This is a genomic window from Parapedomonas caeni (assembly GCF_041060555.1).
Lineage (GTDB): Bacteria > Pseudomonadota > Alphaproteobacteria > Sphingomonadales > Sphingomonadaceae > CAUJIW01.
Genome location: NZ_JBEUDS010000025.1, coordinates 17,512 through 34,610, shown reverse-complemented (window position 1 = coordinate 34,610; position 17,099 = coordinate 17,512). Strand labels below are relative to the sequence as shown.

Here is a 17,099-nt window from a genome sequence, read left to right as displayed (position 1 = left end):
CAGGCGCACCATGGACGGCCCTTAACCATATTTGGTTTGCGCTCCCCTAACGCAAACCAAATTTTTTCAGTTTATTTAGCCCTTGAGCACGTCCATCAGGGTCGTGCCGAGCTGGGCCGGGCTGTCCGCGACGGCGATACCGGCCGAGCGCATGGCCTCGATCTTGTCTTCCGCCTTGCCCTTGCCACCGGAAACGATGGCGCCGGCATGGCCCATGCGGCGGCCCGGAGGCGCCGTACGGCCAGCGATGAAGCCAACCATCGGCTTCTTGCGGCCCTTCTTGGCTTCCGACTTGATGAACTCGGCGGCATTCTCTTCCGCGTCGCCACCGATTTCGCCGATCATGATGATCTGCTTGGTGGCCTCGTCGGCGAGGAACATCTCCAGCACGTCGATGAAGTTGGTGCCGTTGACCGGGTCACCACCGATGCCGACCGCCGTGGTCTGGCCCAGCCCGACCGCGGTGGTCTGGAACACCGCTTCATAGGTCAGGGTGCCGGAGCGGGAAACCACGCCGACTGAACCCTTGGAGAAGATGTTGCCCGGCATGATGCCGATCTTGCACTCGCCCGGCGTCAGCAGGCCGGGGCAGTTGGGGCCGACCAGACGGGTCTTGGAGCCGGCCAGGGCGCGCTTGACGCGGACCATGTCGAGCACCGGAATGCCCTCGGTGATGCACACCACCAGCGGGATCTCGGCGTCGATCGCCTCCAGGATGGCGTCGGCCGCGCCCGGCGGCGGCACATAGATCACCGACGCGTCGGCGCCGGTCTTGTCCTTGGCCTCGGCGACGGTGTCGAACACCGGCAGGCCGAGGTGGGTGGAACCACCCTTGCCCGGGGCGGTGCCGCCGACCATCTTGGTGCCGTAGGCGATCGCCTGTTCGGAGTGGAAGGTGCCCTGCTTGCCGGTGAAGCCCTGGCAGATGACCTTGGTGTCTTTGTTGATCAGGATCGACATGGTTACGCCGCCTTCGCCTTGTTGATTTCCGCGACGATCTTCGCCGCCGCGTCGCCCAGATCGTCCGCCGGCACGATGGCCAGGCCGGACTCGGCCATGATCTTCTTGCCCAGCTCGACGTTGGTGCCCTCCAGACGGACCACCAGCGGCACCTTCAGCTCCAGTTCACGAGCCGCCGCCACCACGCCCTCGGCGATGATGTCGCAGCGCATGATGCCGCCGAAGATGTTGACCAGGATGCCCTCGACGTTGGGATCGGAGAGGATGATCTTGAACGCCGCGGTCACCTTCTCCTTGCTGGCGCCACCGCCGACATCGAGGAAGTTCGCGGGCTCGCCGCCCGACAGCTTGATGATGTCGAGCGAGGCCATGGCCAGACCGGCACCGTTGACCATGCAGCCGATGTTGCCGTCGAGCTTGATGTAGGCGAGGTCGTACTTCGAGGCCTCGATTTCCGCCGGGTCCTCTTCATCGAGGTCGCGCAGCTCGACCACGTCCGGGTGGCGGTACAGCGCGTTCGAGTCGAAGCTCATCTTGGCGTCGAGGACGCGGATGTTGCCCTCGGCGGTCAGCACCAGCGGGTTGACTTCCAGCATCGAGGCGTCGGTGGCGACGAAGGCCGCGTACAGCTTTGCCAGCGTGTCCTGCGCTTGGCGGTTGGCCTCGCCCTTGAAGCCCATGGCGTACGCATACTTGCGCGCGTGGTAGGGCATCAGGCCGGTGGCCGGATCGATGTCGATGGTGAGGATCTTCTCCGGCGTGTGCTCGGCGACTTCCTCGATGTCCATGCCGCCCTCGGTCGAGGCGACCACGGCGACATGGCCGGTGGCGCGATCCACCAGCAGCGACAGGTAATATTCCTTGGCGATGTCGCAGCCGTCCTCGATGTAGAGGCGCTTGACTTCCTTGCCGGCCGGACCGGTCTGGTGCGTCACCAGCACACGGTTCAGCATCTCGGCGGCGGCCAGACCGACTTCCTCGACCGACTTGGTGACGCGCACGCCACCCTTGGCCTCCGGCGGCAGACCGACGAACTTGCCCTTGCCGCGGCCACCGGCGTGGATCTGCGACTTCACGACATAGATCGGCCCCGGCAGCGTCTTGGCGCCTTCGACCGCCTCCTCGACGGTGAACGCCACGACGCCCTTGGCGACCGGCGCTCCAAACTTGGCCAGCAACTGCTTGGCCTGATACTCATGAATGTTCATGGGAGAACTGCTCCTTTAAAAACCCGCCGGTGACCCGCGCGGGCCACCGGAGCGGTCATGCAAAATCGGCTCAGGCCTTGTTCTTGGGCGGACGACCGCGCTTCTTCGGCGCCGCCGGCGCTGCGGCGACCTTGGGCGCCGCGGCCTTCTTCGCCGGCTTGGCGGCTTTCACAGCCTTGCCGCCAGAGGCGGCTTTCACAGCCTTACCGCCCGCAGCCGCCTTACCACCGGCCAGCGACGGGTCGATCTTCTTGCACGCGTCGACCAGGCCGAGCACGGCGCCAACCGAGTTGTCGAACATCTTCTTTTCGGCCGCCTTCAGCTCGATCTCGACCACCTTCTCGACGCCGTTGCCGCCGATGATCACCGGCACGCCGACATAGGTGTCCTTCACGCCATACTGACCATCAAGGTAGGCCGCGCAGGGCAGCAGACGGCGCTGGTCCTTCAGATAGCTTTCCGCCATCTGCACCGCCGAGGCGGCCGGAGCATAATAGGCCGAGCCGGTCTTGAGCAGGCCGACGATCTCGGCGCCACCGTCACGGGTGCGCTGGACGATCTTGTCCAGCTTCTCCTGGGTGGTCCAGCCCATCTTGACCAGATCCGGCACCGGGATGCCGGCGACGGTCGAGTAGCGGGTCAGCGGCACCATGGTGTCGCCGTGGCCGCCCAGCACGAAGGCCGTGACGTCCTTGATCGACACCTTGAACTCGTCGGCCAGGAAGTGGCGGAAGCGGGCGGAGTCCAGCACGCCGGCCATGCCCACCACCATGTTGTGCGGCAGGCCGGAGAATTCGCGCAGCGCCCACACCATCGCATCGAGCGGGTTGGTGATGCAGATCACGAAGGCCTTGGGGGCATATTTCCGGATGCCTTCGCCGACCGACTTCATGACCTTCAGGTTGATGCCCAGCAGGTCGTCGCGGCTCATGCCCGGCTTGCGCGGCACGCCGGCGGTGACGATGCAGACGTCGGCGCCCTTGATCGCCTTGTAGTCGCTGGCGCCCGACAGGCTGGCGTCGAAGCCGTCGACCGGCGCCGACTGGGCGATGTCGAGCGACTTGCCCTGGGGCAGACCGTCGGCGATGTCGAACATCACCACGTCGCCGAGTTCCTTGAGGCCGATCAGATGGGCAAGCGTGCCCCCGATCATGCCGCTGCCGATGAGAGCAATTTTCTTGCGTGCCATGGGAGCCCCTAGCCTAGCTGCCAAAGAAAGAACGTAGGCTGACGTTACGTCATGCCTAAACCGGCGACCGCATAGACCGAATTGCCCGGGGTCGCAAGGCTGCTGGCCGAAGAATCGGACAATGGTCGCACGCGGGTCTCACATCCTGTCACTTGCGCGAGGCCACGATTGCCACGCCCGGTTCCGGCATCGTGACGCACCGGTCGCCACTATCTACATCATTCGGCGGATACCGCCGACATGACGACGGGTTTTGCCCCCATACGGCCCGCAAAAGTCCCGCCAAACGCAAGAACCGCCCCGTGGGGCGGTTCGCGAACACTCGGGCTTGCCGGCGACCTCAGAAGTCGCCGAGCACGGCGCTGAGTTTCTGCTTGAGCGTCTGGGCGTTGAACGGCTTGACGATGTAGTTGTTCACGCCGGCCTTCTTGGCGGCGATCACGTTGTCGGTTTTCGACTCGGCGGTGACCATGATGAACGGCGTCGTCTTCAGCTCGGCGTCGGCGCGGACTTCCTTCAGCAACTCGTAGCCGGTCATCGGCTCCATGTTCCAGTCGGAAATCACCAGCGCATACTTCTTGCGCCGCATCTTGGTCAGCGCCATCGAGCCGTCAGTGGCCTCGTCGATATTCTCAAACCCGATCTGTTTGAGCAGATTGTGCACAATTCGAAGCATGGTCTTGTAGTCATCCACGATCAGAATCGGCATTGCGAAGTCGACGGCCATGGTTCACCCGCTTAATTCGGTTGCGATACACTTCCGGTCAGACTCGTCTTCCCGGTTGGGCTGAACCTATCGCCGGCCCCTAAAAATTCGGTTAAGCGCGTCGTGACCGTGAGACACCATGCACATCGAAGGCTTGGCGGCGCGCCACCCTGCCCCTATAGACCGGCAAAACGGACACGAAGATCATGGATCTGATTACTGGGCAGGAAGCGGTGCCCGACCATCTGGTCGGCGGCGTTGCCGCACTGGGCAATTTCGACGGCGTGCATCGCGGCCACCAGCGCGTGGTCGGCGAGGCCCGGCGGCTGGCGCGCACGCTGGAGGCGCCACTGCTGGTGGTCACCTTCGATCCCCACGCCGCGCGCTTCTTCAAGCCCGACCTGCCACCGTTCCAGCTCACCAGCTTCGCCGAGCGCGCCCGCCTGTGGGAGGCCTTCGGCGTCGACGCCCTGGTGGCGATTCCCTTCAACGCCGACCTGGCGGCATTGTCGCCGGAGGCCTTCTTCCAGTCCGTGCTGTGCGACCGGCTGCGGATCAGGGGCGTCGTCGCCGGCTACGACTATACCTTCGGCAAGGGCCGCTCGGGCACCACCGCGACGCTGCAGGCACTGGGCATCGCGCGTGATGTCGCCGTGTCCATCGTTGATCCGGTGATCGCCGGCGCCGACGCCGCCATCTCCTCGACGCTGATTCGCCACAAGCTCACCGACGGCGCGCCGTTCGAGGCCGCCGAGCTGCTGGGCCACTGGTGGGTGATCGAGGGCACGGTGACGGCGGGCGACCAGCGCGGCCGCACCATCGGCTTTCCCACCGCCAACCTCGACCTCGGCGACTATCAGCGGCCGCGCTTCGGCGTCTACGCCACCCGCGCCGTGCTGGCCGATGGCCGGGTGGTCGACGGCATCGCCAACATCGGCCTGCGCCCCACCTTCCAGCCGCCACGCGAGCTGCTGGAGCTGCACCTGTTCGATTTCGCCGGCGATCTGTACGGCCAGAACATCCGCGTCGAACTGGTGGAGTTCATCCGGCCTGAGCGCAAGTTCCCCGGCCTTGATGCGCTGAAGGCCCAGATCAGCGCCGACTGCGCCACCGCGCTGAAGATCCTCCGCCAGCCGCACTACGCGCGCGGCCGCTTACCCAGCGCCCGCTAGGGCGCACCCTCCATCAGCGCCCGGCAGCGCCCCCCTGCATCAGCGCCCGCTAGGGCGCCCCCCCTCCATCGCGGGCGTTGACCCCCGCCCCCCTTGCCGCTACGCGAACCCGTCCGACATTCACGATGGAGCGTGCGCCCATGACCGACTCACCCTTCGCCGCCGTCCGCCACGACTGGACCCGCGAGGAAGTCCGCGCCCTGTTCGACCGGCCGTTCCTCGACCTCGTCTATGACGCCCAGACGCTGCACCGGCAGTTCCACACCCCCAACGCCGTGCAGCGCTCGCAGCTGCTGTCGATCAAGACCGGCGGCTGCGCGGAGGACTGCGCCTACTGCCCGCAGTCGGCCAAATACGCCAAGGAGGTCGGTCTGAAGGCCGACAAGCTGATGGACGTCGCGGTGGTGATGGAGCGCGCCCAGGCCGCCAAGGCCGCCGGCGCCACCCGCTTCTGCATGGGCGCGGCCTGGACCCGCCCCAAGGACAAGGACCTCGATGCCGTCGCCGAGATGGTCGAGGGCGTGAAGTCGCTGGGCATGGAAGCCTGCGTGACGCTGGGCATGCTGGAGGCCTATCAGGCCCAGCGGCTGAAGGACGCCGGCCTCGACTATTACAACCACAACCTCGACACCTCGCCGGAATATTATGGCGAGATCATCTCCACCCGCACCTTCGACGAGCGGCTGGAGACGCTGGGCCATGTCCGCGAGGCCGGCATCAACGTCTGCTCCGGCGGCATCGTCGGCATGGGCGAAAGCCGCGAGGACCGGGTCGGCATGATCGTGGCGCTGGCCACCCTGCCCAACCACCCCAACTCGGTGCCGATCAACCGGCTGGTGCAGGTCAAGGGCACGCCGCTGGAGGGCACGCCGGAAATCGAGGGGCTGGAGTTCGTGCGCACCATCGCGGTGGCCCGCCTGACCATGCCGAAGTCGGTGGTCCGCCTGTCGGCCGGCCGCGAGACCATGTCCGACGAGCTGCAGGCGCTGTGCTTCATGGCCGGCGCCAGCTCGATCTTCTATGGCGAGAAGCTGCTGACCACCCCCAACCCGCTGGAGAACCGCGACACCGCGCTGTTCGAGAAGCTGGGGCTGGTGGCCGCCTGAGACCGGCGATCGCAGCCCCGTCCGCCTCTCCCGTCGCCCTGGTCACCGGCGCGGCCTCCGGCATCGGCGCCGCCACCGCCGCGCGACTGGCGGCCGAGGGCGCCGGCGGCCTGGTGCTGGTGGACCGCGACGGGGCCGGGCTCGCCGCACTGGCCGGCCGCCTGCCGCTACCCGCCGAGGCGCTGCTGACCTGCGTGCAGGACGTCAGCGACCCCACCGCCTGGGCCGAGACACAGGCCGCCATCGCCGGGCGCTTCGGCCGGCTCGACCAGGTGGTGGCCAATGCCGGCATTTCCGACGCCGGTGCCATCACCGAGATGACGTTCGCGGCCTGGCGACGGGTGCTGGCGGTCAACCTCGATGGTGTGTTCCTCACCCTGCAGACCGGCCTGCGGCTGATCCGCGCCGGCGGCCGCGGCGGCGCCGTGGTGGTGGTGTCGTCGGCCTCCGCCATCAAGGCCGAGCCCGGCGTCGGCGCCTATGGCGCCTCCAAGGCGGCGGTGCTGCAGCTGGCCCGGGTGGCAGCCAAGGAAGGCGCGCCGGACAACATCCGCGTCAACGCCATCCTGCCCGGCGGCGTCGAGACGCCGATCTGGCGGACCATGGACTTCTTCCAGGCGCTGGTGGCCGAGCACGGCAGCGAGCGGGCCGCCTTCGACGCCATGGCGGCAATGGCGACGCCGCTCGGCCGCTACGCCAGCGCGGCGGAAATCGCCGGCCAGATCGCCTTCCTGCTGTCGGACGCCGCGCGCAGCATCACCGGCGCCAGCCTCGGCGTCGACGGCGGCTACACGCTGTGAGCGTGGCCAGGGCCATGGGCATGACCGTGCCCGTGGTCATGACCGTGCGGCTGGCCATGATCGTGGGAATGGCCGGCGGTGGCCGCCTCGTCCGCCAGTTCACGCCGCGCCGCGCGCACCACCTGCCATGAGGTGGACAGGAACAGCCCGGCCATGACGCAGGCGACGGCAAGATCGGCCCAGCGGGTCGCCGTCAGCGCCACCACCCCGGCCGCCGCCAGCACCGCGACATTGCCGATGGCGTCGTTGCGCGAACACAGCCACACCGAGCGGACATTGGCGTCGCCGTCCTTGTAGCGCAGCAGCAGCAGCGCCGAGGCGACATTGACCGCCAGCGCCATCACCCCGACCACACCCATGGTGAGCGCCTCCGGCACGCCCGCCACGAAGGTCCGCCACAACGAGGCGCCCAGCACATAGACGGCGACGATGCCGAGACTCGCCCCCTTCACCAGCGCCACCCGCGTGCGCACCGCCGGCGCCATGCCGATCACCGCCAGCGACAAGCCGTAGGTCAGCGCGTCGCCGGCGAAGTCGAGCGAATCCGCCTGCAGCGCCATCGAGCCCGCCGCGACGCCGGCGACGATCTCCACCAGGAACATGCCCGCGTTGAGCAGGATGATGACCCACAGGATCGTCTTGTAGGCGCGGCTGGCGCCATCGAAGCGCACGGTGCCCTGGTGGCAGCCGCAGCCGGACGCCGCTTGGGCGCCAGCGCCGGCCTCGACGACAGCGCCGGCCTCGGGGGCGCGGGGAGACGCGGAACAGGAACCGGACATCGACACTTCCTCTGCTGGACTTGAGTCGGGTGCAGCCTACATCCTCCAGTGACTAGAGGATCAAGGAGAAACTGCGGATGTCCACAACCCCGGCAGCGCAACCTCCCGCCCCGCGACACGCCGGCGGCATGGCCATCGGCGCGCTGTCGCGCCGGACCGCGGTCAAGGTGCCGACCATCCGCTACTATGAGGAGATCGGCCTGCTGCCGACGCCGCCGCGCGGCGGCAACGGCCGCCGGCTCTACGGCGAGGCGGCGGTGGACCGGCTGGGGTTCATCCGCCGCGCCCGCGACCTCGGCTTCGGCATCGACGACATCCGCGCCCTGCTCGACATGAGCGACCGCCCCGGCCAGCCGTGCGCCGACATCGACCGCATCGCCCGCCAGCACCGCGACGCTGTACGCGACAAGATCCGCCAGCTGGCCAGCCTGGAGGCGGCCCTCACCGCCATGGTCGACCAGTGCGGCCACGGCGCGGTCGCCGATTGCCAGATTCTCGAAGCGCTGGGCCGCGACTGACGCGCGCCCGCCGGCCGTGCACCGGCCAGCTCCGGCCTGTCGCCGCGCGCCCCGTCTCGACAGGGGGCGGGCGCGCGGCTACAAGCGCCGCCATGCGTGGGTTCGGACTCTTCAGGCGAATTACCGGCCCGGCCTCCTGATGCGTCGTGCCGACACATCAGCGGGACCGGGAACCCTTCGCCCTGCACCCCATTTCCTTCAAGCCTGAAGTGACTGCCACATGACCGACACCCCCGAGAAACCGGAAACCCCCGAGGCCGCGAAGGCCGACTATCGCGCCACCGTGTTCCTGCCGAAAACCGACTTCCCGATGAAGGCGGGGCTTGCCCAGCAGGAGCCCAAGTGGCTGGAACGCTGGGAGGGGCTCAACCTCTACCAGCGCCTGCGCGACACCGCCGCCGGCCGGCCGAAGTTCATCCTCCACGACGGGCCGCCCTACGCCAACGGCGACATCCACATCGGCCACGCCATGAACAAGGTGCTGAAGGACGTCATCGTCCGCTCGCAGCAGATGATGGGCAAGGACGCGCCCTACGTGCCGGGCTGGGACTGCCACGGCCTGCCGATCGAGTGGAAGATCGAGGAGCAGTACCGCAAGAAGGGCAAGAACAAGGACGAGGTGGACCCCACCGCCTTCCGTGCCGAGTGCCGCGCCTACGCCGCCCACTGGCTGGACGTGCAGCGGGCCCAGTTCAAGCGGCTGGGCGTCACCGGCGACTGGGACAACCCCTACACCACCATGGCTTTCGACGCCGAGGCGACCATCGTCGGCGAGCTGTTGAAGTTCGCCATGGACGACAGCCTGTATCGCGGCGCCAAGCCGGTGATGTGGTCGCCGGTCGAAAAGACCGCGCTGGCCGAGGCGGAAGTCGAATATGAGGACGTGACGTCCACCACCATCGACGTCGCCTTCCCGATCGTCGCCGCCCCCAAGCGCCCCGAGCTGGTGGGTGCCAAAGCGGTGATCTGGACCACGACGCCCTGGACCATCCCGGTCAACCGGGCGCTCGCCTATGGCGCCGACATCGACTATGTGCTGCTGGAGGGCGAAGGCCACAAGCTGGTCGTCGCCGAGGCCCTGATCGGCGCGTTCAAGGAGCGCACCGGCCTGGTCCACCTGCAGCCGGCGCTGCACTTCAAGGGCACCGACCTCGAAGGCGCCGTCGCCGAACATCCGTTCAAGGGCCTGTCGGCGTTCTTCGACGAGCCGCGGCCGCTGCTGGCCGGCGACTTCGTCACCACCGAGGCCGGCACCGGCCTGGTGCACCAGGCGCCCGACCATGGCGAGGACGACTTCTACCTCTGCCAGGCCCACGACATCGGCCCCAAATTCGTCGTCCAGCCGGACGGCAGCTATCTCGCCGACTGGCCGGTGGTCGGCGGCAACCACGTCTACAAGGTCAACGCCAAGGACGGCCCGGTGTGTGCGGCACTGGCCGAACGCGGCGCGCTGCTGGCGGCCGGCGAGCTGCGCCACAGCTACCCGCATTCGTGGCGCTCCAAGGCCAAGCTGATCTACCGCTGCACGCCGCAGTGGTTCGTTTCGATGAGCAAGACGAACCTGCGCGACAAGGCGCTGGCGGCCATCGAGGCCACCCGCTTCGTCCCGGCGGCGGGCAAGAACCGCATCCGCGCCATGGTCGAGGGCCGGCCAGACTGGGTGCTGTCGCGCCAGCGCGCCTGGGGCGTGCCGATCACCGTGTTCGTCGAGAAGGCGACCGGCGCGGTGCTGCAGGACGCGGCGGTCAACGCCCGCATCGTCGAGGCGGTGAAAGCCGACGGCGCCGACGCCTGGTACACCCGCCCGGCCAGCGACTTCCTCGGCAACGGCTACGACCCCGAACGCTACGAGCAGGTCACCGACATTCTCGACGTCTGGTTCGACAGCGGCTCGACCCACAGCTTCGTGCTGGAAAGCGGCAAGTGGCCGGCGCTCACCTGGCCGGCCGACCTCTACCTCGAAGGTTCCGACCAGCATCGCGGCTGGTTCCAGTCCTCGCTGCTGGAGGGCTGCGGCACCCGGGGACGCGCGCCCTATGACGGCGTGATGACCCACGGCTTCGTGCTCGACGCCCAGGGGCGCAAGATGTCGAAGTCGCTGGGCAACACCGTCGACCCGCAGGCGGTGATCAAGGAGAACGGCGCCGATATCCTGCGGCTGTGGGTGGTCTCGACCGACTATTTCGAGGACGTGCGCATCGGCAAGGAGATCCTCGCCGGCCAGGTGGACGCCTATCGCAAGCTGCGCAACACCCTGCGCTACCTGCTGGGCGCGCTCGACGGCTTCACCGACGCCGAGAAGGTGGCGGTGGAGGCGATGCCGGAGCTGGAACGCTGGGTGCTGCACCGGGTCGCCGAGATGGACGCCGACCTGCGCCGCCACGCCAACAACTTCGACTTCAACCCGTACATCACCGCGCTGTCGAACTTCTGCAACCTCGACCTGTCGAGCTTCTACTTCGACGTCCGCAAGGACAGCCTCTACTGCGACACCGCCACCAGCGCGCGCCGGCGCGCCTGCCGCACCGTGCTCGACACGCTGTTCCACTGCCTGGTGAAGTGGCTGGCGCCGGTGCTGGTGTTCACCGCCGAGGAGGCCTGGCAGGCCCGCTTCCCCAGCGAGGACGGCTCGGTGCATCTGGAGCTGTTCCCCGACGTGCCGGCAACGTGGCTGGACCCGGCGCTGGCCGCCAAATGGGCCCGGGTGCGGGCGATCCGCGCCGTCGTCACCGGCGCGCTGGAGGTTGACCGGCGGGAAAAGCGCATCGGCTCCAGCCTGGAGTCGGCGCCGACGCTCTACCTCGGTGACGCCGCCGACGCCGCGCTGCTGGCCGGCCTCGACATGGCCGAGATCAGCATCACCTCCGGCCTGACGCTGGTCACCGGCAGCGCCCCGGACGGCGCCTTCCGGCTCGACGACGCGCCGGGCATCGGTGTCGTCACCGGTGCCGCCGACGGCGCCAAGTGCGGCCGCTGCTGGCAGGTGCTGCCGGACGTCGGCGCCCACGCCGACCATCCGGCCCTGTGCGGCCGCTGCCATGATGCCGTGACCGGGGGTGGCGCCGCGTGAGCCGGGTGATGACGCCCGCGCGCCTCGGCCTGCGTTTCGCGCTTGTCGTGCTGATCCTCGACCAGCTCAGCAAGTGGTGGATTCTCGGGCCGTTCGCGCTGCCGGCCAAGGTGACGGTGCCGGTGATCGACGGCTTCTTCAACCTGACCATGGTGTGGAACCGCGGCGTCTCCATGGGCCTGTTCAGGGCCGACAGCGATGCCGGCCGCTGGCTGCTCACCGGGCTGACCGGCGCCATCGCGGCGCTGGTCGCCTACTGGCTGCTGAAGGAACAGAGCCGCGCGCAGGCGCTGGCGCTGGGCGGTATTCTCGGCGGCGCCATCGGGAATATCGCGGATCGGGTGCGCTTCGGCGCGGTTGCCGACTTTTTGCACTTCCATTTGATGGGCTACTCATTCTACGTGTTCAACGTGGCCGACGCGGCCATCACGCTCGGGGTGGCGGCGCTGCTGTTCATCGGCCTCGCCAGGCCCCGGCACGACCAGAAGGCGGAGACGAACGAATGACGGCATCACGAGTGCTTCTGCTGGGCGCCGGCGCCCTGGCCCTGCTGGCCCTGCCCGGTTGCGGCGGCATGAAGAAGACCTTCGGCATGGCCAAGGACGCGCCGGACGAGTTCGCCGTCACCAAGCAGGCGCCGCTGGCGGTGCCGCCCGATTTCAACCTGCGCCCGCCGAGGCCGGGTGCGCCGCGGCCGCAGGAGCTGGACTCCCAGGGCCAGGCGATGGACGCGCTGTTCGGCCCCGGCGTCAGCGCCCCCAAGACCCCCGGCGAGCAGGCGCTGCTCGACGATGCCCGCAGCACCGGCGTGACGGCGGACATCCGCTCGACCGTCGCCGGCGAGGCCACCGTCGCCGACAAGGGCGCCTTCCTGAAGGACCTGCTGGCCGCCCAGCCGGGCGACCGCGACGCCGGCACGGCGACCATCCAGAAAGCCGGCTGACCGCCGCCCCTGTCACGGCAACTCGATCCACCAGGGCCGCATCCGCAAGGGTGCGGCCTTGTTGATTCCGGGATCAGCCCGATGTGGACGCCGGGGGCGAGGCAGCGGCGGCGGGCGGCGCGACAGGCGACGGATACGCGACCGGCTGGGCCGGCCGGTCGTCGTCGTCCATCAGGATGCGCTCGGCGGCACCGTCGAGATCGTCGAACTGACCGGATTTCAACGCCCACATGAACGCCACCAGCGCCAGCGCGCCCATCGCCAGCATGGCGGGGATGAGGTAGAGCAGCACAGTCACAGGCGCCTCCATTTCAGACCCAGCGCGTTGATGACGACAATGATCGACGACGACGACATGGCGATGGCGGCGATCAGCGGCGTCACGTGGCCCAGCATCGCCAGCGGCACCGCGATGACATTATAGCCGATCGCCAGCCCGAAATTCTCGATCGCCCGCCGGTGCGCCGCGCGTGCCATGGACAGGGTGACCTCGACCGGCCGCAGCTTCGCACCCTGGAACACCACGTCGGCGGCACGCTGGGCGATGTCGGCGGCACTGGCCGGCGACATGGAGCCTTGCGCCGCCTTGAGCGCCGGCGCGTCGTTGAGGCCATCGCCGACCATCAGCACGCGATGGCCCTCGGCCGACAGCCGGGCAATGACACCGGCCTTGTCGGCCGGCTTGACCTCGGCGAGCCAGCGGTCGACGCCCAGTTCGGCGGCCGCCTGCGCCACCACCGCCGACCGGTCGCCCGACAGCAGTATGACCTCGCGCCCCGAAGCCTTCAGGCGGGCGAACACCTCGCGGGCATCCTCCCGCAACCGGTCGTGGAAGGTAAACAGCAGCGGCGCGGCGTCACCCAGCCGCAACCACAGATGCGGCCCGTCCACCGGCGTGTCGGGTGCGCCGGTCCAGTCCGCCGAGCCCAGCCGCACCGTCTGGCCGTCAAGCTGCCCCTCCAGGCCGAAGCCGGGCTGTTCGCGCACATCGGCCAGCGCCGCCGGCAGCGGCAGGCTGGCGGCCGCCACCACCACCGCCCGCGACAGCGGGTGGCGGCTGGCCCGCGCCAGCGCCGCCGCCAGCGCCAGCTGGGCGTCGGGAATGTCGGCGCGATTGGCGAGTGCCGGCTGACCGACAGTGAGCGTGCCGGTCTTGTCGAACACCAGCGTGTCGACGCTCGACAGGCGTTCCAGCGCGTCCGCCGCCTTGACGACAATGCCCATTTTCAGCAGCCGGCCAATCGCTGTCACCTGCACGACAGGCATGGCGAGCCCCAGCGCGCACGGACAGGTGATGATCAGCACCGCCACCGCCGCCATCAGCGCGTCGTGCCAGCCTTGCCCCAGCAGCAGCCAGCCCGTGAAGGTCACGGCGGCCAGAATATGCACCGCCGGCGCGTAGATGCGCGACAGCCGGTCGGCGACCTGGACGTAGCGCGAACGGTTCTGCTCGGCGGCCTCCATCAGCCGGATCAGGTCAGCCAGCAGGCTGTCCTCCGGCCGCGCCGTCACGGTGACGGTGAGAGGCCCGGTGAGGTTGAGTGTCCCGGCATAGACATGGGTGCCGACACCCGCTGTCTCCGGCACGCTCTCGCCGGTCACCAGCGACAGATCGATGTCGGAGCTGCCCTCGGCCACGGTGCCGTCGGCCGGCACGCGGGCGCCCGCCGCCACCAGCACGGTCATGCCGGCGGCCAGTTCCGCGGCCGGAACGCTGCGCACCCGGCCGTCGGCCTCCATCAGCTGCGCCTCGGTCGCCTGCAGCGACAGCAGGTTCTCCGCCGCGCCCCAGGCCTCGGTGCGCACCACCCGCTCCAGCACCCGGCCAATCAGCAGGAAGAACAGCAGCATCACCGCGCCATCGAAATAGGCGTGCTCCTCCTCGCGGATCACCTCCATGACGCTGACCAGCGGCGTCAGGATCACCGCCAGCGAGATCGGTACGTCCATGTTGAGGCTTTTCGCCCGCAACGCCCGCAGCGCCGAGCGATAGAAGGGCCGGCCGGAATAGGCGACGGTGGGAATGGCGATGATCGCCTGAATCCAGTAGAACATGGTGCGGGTCGCGACATCCATGTCCTCGGCGAGCCCCGCCCACACCGCCACCGCCAGCAGCATGATGTTCATCGAGGCAAAGGCGGCGACCGCCAGCGCCCGCACCAGTTCCCGCAGCTCCTCGCGCTGACGCTCGCGCGCGGCGCCGGCCTGAAAGGGGGTGGCCTCGAAGCCGAGCTGGCGCACGGCATCGACGACGCGTCCCTGGTCCAGCCCGTCACCGTCCCAGGCGACGGTGACACGCTTGGTGGAGAGATTGGCACGCGCGGTGGTGACGCCGGGCAGCGCCTTGAGGCCGCGCTCGACCTTGCCGATGCAGCCGGCGCAATGCATGCCCGGCACCACCAGTTCCAGCGATCGCGTCGACGCCATGTTCCCGTTCCCCGCCGTCTTGTCCGCTTCCTGTCGGGCCGCCACCGGCCGGTTCAGCCGCCGACCCGTGCCTGCTGACGGAAATCGACCGGCGTGCCATCGGGAGCGCGGGTGGACACCCGCACCTCCCAGCGACCGGTGACCGGGCGGGCCAGCACCGCCTCGTAGCGACCGGTCGTCGTCTCCCGGAACGCCAGCGCCTGATCGGCGTCGGCGTGAGTGAGACCGCGCAGCTGGCCGGACAATACCAGGCCCGACACCGGCTGGCCGTCCCGGTCGGCCAGGGCCAGGGTCACCCGGCCCGGCTCCAGCATCAGGCTGTCCTGCCAGCCAAGCCCGGCGCGGGCGCGCGCCGCCGCGATGGTCTGGTTGAAGGAGCGCCCCTCGTTGTAGGCATTGTCGGTCTGGAGCCCGTCGAAGGTGCCGACGGCGAAGCTGATCATCACGACGTTGACCAATGTCACCAGCGCGAAAAACGTTGCCACGCCGATGAACACATGCCGACCCGTCAGCCGCTTGCCCGTCACCGTCATCTCCCCTTGCTCCATCATCGCGCTCACGACTTCGGCCCCCGGAAGCTGGTATCGGCCTCCGCCACCTGGCCGGTCGCCTTGTCCTTCACGTGCAGGGTCACCGGCACCTCGCCGTCGGCAACCTTGCCCAGCTGATCCGCCGGCAGCACCAGGAACACCCGCTCGGCCTTCACCGAGTCGGCCCGGGCGTTGACGACATTGCCGGCGGCGTCGATGCCCAACTGCACCTGTACCCCGTCAAGGCCGGTCGCCGTGACCTCGAAAGACCGGGGCTGGCCGGACTTGTTGAGAATCTTCAGCGTATAACCGTTGCGGATGCTGCCATCGGCCAGCGTGATATACAACGGGTTGCGGTCGGCGATCAGGTTCAGTTCCAGATCACCGCGATGCAGCAGCACGCTGAACATCACGGCGCCGATGGCCGCCAGCACCACCGAGTAGATGACCGTGCGCGGCCGCACCAGCTTCAGGCGCTCCTTCTGACCGGCGGCCCGGCGCTCGGCATTGGCCTCCGTCGCGTAGGCGATCAGGCCGCGCGGCTTGCCGATCTTGTCCATCACCGAATCACAGGCATCGACGCACAAAGCGCACTGGATGCACTCCAGCTGCGGCCCGTTGCGGATGTCGATGCCCTGCGGGCAGACCTGGACGCACAGCGTGCAGTCGATGCAGTCGCCCAGCGCCGGCGCGCCCTCGGCCTGTGCCTTCTTCGGGTTGCCGCGCGGCTCGCCCCGGTCTTCGCGGTAGGTGACCCACAGCGACTCGCGGTCGAGCATCGCCGCCTGGATGCGCGGCCACGGGCACATGTAGGTGCATACCTGTTCCTGGGCGATGCCGCCCAGCGTATAGGTGGTGAAGGTCAGCAGGCCGACGAACAGATAGACACCCTCGCCCGCCTCGCCGGTGAACAGCTGGGGCAGGATTGTCGGCGCGTCGTTGAAATAGAGAATCCAGGCGCCCCCGGTCAGCGCGCCGATGATCACCCAGACGATGTGCTTGGCGGTCTTGCGCCAGATCTTGTTGAAGGTCAGTGGCCCCTTGTCGAGCTTGATGCGGGCATTGCGGTCGCCCTCCAGCTTGTGCTCGACCCAGCGGTAGAGGTCGGTCCACACCGTCTGCGGGCAGGCATAGCCGCACCACGCGCGGCCCATCAGCGCCGTGACAAGAAAGAGGCCAATCGCCGCCATCGCGAGGATGCCGGTGATGTAATAGACCTCCTGTGGCCAGATCTCGATCATGAAAAAGTAGCCGCGCCGCGCCGGCAGATCGATCAGGATGGCCTGGTCCGGGGCACCGGGACCGCGGTCCCAGCGCAGGAACGGCGTCAGATAATAGATGCCCAGCAGCACCCACAGCGCTGCCCACTTCAGCCGGCGGAAACGACCGTCAACCGCCTTGGGGTAGGGCTTGGTGCGCGCCGCATAGAGCGAGGCCTTGCCCGGTGGCTTCGGTCCACCCGGCGGCGCCGGGGGTGGCGGCGGTGCCGCTTCCGGGGTTTTCAGGCGGGCGGTGGCAGTTGCGTTCATGACTTGTGGGCTCCGACGGCGGGAACGCGCGGACACGTTCCCGAGCGCTTGACTCTGGTCCTCACACCAGGACCGTACTCGAATATCAGCTATCGCTCATATAATCCGGCCGGCCGGAATTACCCTGCGCGGGTGCGTCGCGCGGCGACGCGACGCACCCGA

Annotated in this window: 15 protein-coding genes and 1 pseudogene; 7 read left to right on the top strand and 9 right to left on the bottom strand. The window is 68.5% G+C overall.

The annotated features are described in order from the left end of the window. Positions 1 to 75: 75 nt before the first annotated feature. The 4 genes and pseudogenes from sucD to ABU113_RS14325 form a co-directional block, all read right to left on the bottom strand. Positions 76 to 960 carry a succinate--CoA ligase subunit alpha gene (gene sucD, locus ABU113_RS14340; protein ID WP_454560181.1) on the bottom strand — a complete coding sequence of 295 codons (885 nt, stop codon included), beginning with the start codon at positions 958 to 960 and terminating at the stop codon, positions 76 to 78. Between the two features lie 2 nt (positions 961 to 962). Further along, positions 963 to 2,168, bottom strand: coding sequence for an ADP-forming succinate--CoA ligase subunit beta (sucC, locus tag ABU113_RS14335; protein WP_454560180.1), 1,206 nt, complete (start codon positions 2,166 to 2,168; stop codon positions 963 to 965). 229 nt (positions 2,169 to 2,397) lie between these two features. Continuing rightward, positions 2,398 to 3,357 (bottom strand): annotated as a pseudogene (mdh, locus tag ABU113_RS14330) (malate dehydrogenase); the annotation flags it as partial. A 340-nt stretch (positions 3,358 to 3,697) separates the two neighbouring features. Further along, on the bottom strand, positions 3,698 to 4,066 hold the full coding sequence (locus ABU113_RS14325) for a response regulator (RefSeq protein ID WP_454560179.1): 369 nt from the start codon (positions 4,064 to 4,066) through the stop codon (positions 3,698 to 3,700). Between the two features lie 203 nt (positions 4,067 to 4,269). Between ABU113_RS14325 and ABU113_RS14320 the strand changes: the two genes are divergently transcribed. The 3 genes from ABU113_RS14320 (at position 4,270) to ABU113_RS14310 (ending at position 7,141) form a co-directional block, all read left to right on the top strand. After that, entirely contained in the window at positions 4,270 to 5,235 is a 966-nt protein-coding gene (locus ABU113_RS14320) for a bifunctional riboflavin kinase/FAD synthetase (protein WP_454560178.1), read from the top strand. Positions 5,236 to 5,375: 140 nt separating this feature from the next. Then, complete coding sequence (bioB, locus tag ABU113_RS14315; protein ID WP_454560177.1) at positions 5,376 to 6,341, top strand: biotin synthase BioB; 966 nt, start codon at positions 5,376 to 5,378, stop codon at positions 6,339 to 6,341. Continuing rightward, positions 6,338 to 7,141, top strand: a complete 804-nt coding sequence (locus ABU113_RS14310) for an SDR family NAD(P)-dependent oxidoreductase (RefSeq protein ID WP_454560196.1) — start codon at positions 6,338 to 6,340, stop codon at positions 7,139 to 7,141. The genes bioB and ABU113_RS14310 overlap by 4 nt, the downstream gene beginning before the upstream one ends. Here ABU113_RS14310 and ABU113_RS14305 read toward each other — a convergent pair. Further along, on the bottom strand, positions 7,129 to 7,920 hold the full coding sequence (locus ABU113_RS14305; RefSeq protein ID WP_454560176.1) for a cation transporter: 792 nt from the start codon (positions 7,918 to 7,920) through the stop codon (positions 7,129 to 7,131). The genes ABU113_RS14310 and ABU113_RS14305 overlap by 13 nt on opposite strands. A 77-nt stretch (positions 7,921 to 7,997) precedes the next feature. Here ABU113_RS14305 and ABU113_RS14300 point away from each other — a divergent pair, with 77 nt between their 5' ends. From ABU113_RS14300 to ABU113_RS14285, 4 genes are all read left to right on the top strand, one after another. Then, on the top strand, positions 7,998 to 8,438 hold the full coding sequence (locus ABU113_RS14300; protein ID WP_454560175.1) for a MerR family transcriptional regulator: 441 nt from the start codon (positions 7,998 to 8,000) through the stop codon (positions 8,436 to 8,438). Between the two features lie 220 nt (positions 8,439 to 8,658). Then, positions 8,659 to 11,508, top strand: a complete 2,850-nt coding sequence (gene ileS, locus ABU113_RS14295; RefSeq protein ID WP_454560174.1) for an isoleucine--tRNA ligase — start codon at positions 8,659 to 8,661, stop codon at positions 11,506 to 11,508. 8 nt (positions 11,509 to 11,516) lie between these two features. Continuing rightward, positions 11,517 to 12,014 (top strand): signal peptidase II, encoded by a 498-nt coding sequence (gene lspA / locus ABU113_RS14290; RefSeq protein WP_454560173.1) that lies wholly within the window; start codon positions 11,517 to 11,519, stop codon positions 12,012 to 12,014. Continuing rightward, on the top strand, positions 12,011 to 12,451 hold the full coding sequence (locus ABU113_RS14285) for a DUF3035 domain-containing protein (protein WP_454560172.1): 441 nt from the start codon (positions 12,011 to 12,013) through the stop codon (positions 12,449 to 12,451). The genes lspA and ABU113_RS14285 overlap by 4 nt, the downstream gene beginning before the upstream one ends. A gap of 73 nt (positions 12,452 to 12,524) precedes the next feature. On the opposite strand, the gene ccoS is transcribed toward ABU113_RS14285, so the two are convergent. The 4 genes from ccoS to ccoG are packed head-to-tail and all read right to left on the bottom strand — an operon-like array spanning position 12,525 to position 16,937. Beyond that, on the bottom strand, positions 12,525 to 12,749 hold the full coding sequence (gene ccoS / locus ABU113_RS14280; protein WP_454560171.1) for a cbb3-type cytochrome oxidase assembly protein CcoS: 225 nt from the start codon (positions 12,747 to 12,749) through the stop codon (positions 12,525 to 12,527). Beyond that, positions 12,746 to 14,878 carry a heavy metal translocating P-type ATPase gene (locus ABU113_RS14275; RefSeq protein WP_454560170.1) on the bottom strand — a complete coding sequence of 711 codons (2,133 nt, stop codon included), beginning with the start codon at positions 14,876 to 14,878 and terminating at the stop codon, positions 12,746 to 12,748. The genes ccoS and ABU113_RS14275 overlap by 4 nt, the downstream gene beginning before the upstream one ends. 53 nt (positions 14,879 to 14,931) lie before the next feature. Next, a complete protein-coding gene (locus ABU113_RS14270) occupies positions 14,932 to 15,429 on the bottom strand; it encodes a FixH family protein (RefSeq protein WP_454560195.1) in 498 nt (165 codons plus the stop codon). A 5-nt stretch (positions 15,430 to 15,434) separates the two neighbouring features. Beyond that, positions 15,435 to 16,937 carry a cytochrome c oxidase accessory protein CcoG gene (ccoG, locus tag ABU113_RS14265; RefSeq protein ID WP_454560169.1) on the bottom strand — a complete coding sequence of 501 codons (1,503 nt, stop codon included), beginning with the start codon at positions 16,935 to 16,937 and terminating at the stop codon, positions 15,435 to 15,437. Between the last annotated feature and the right edge of the window lie 162 nt (positions 16,938 to 17,099).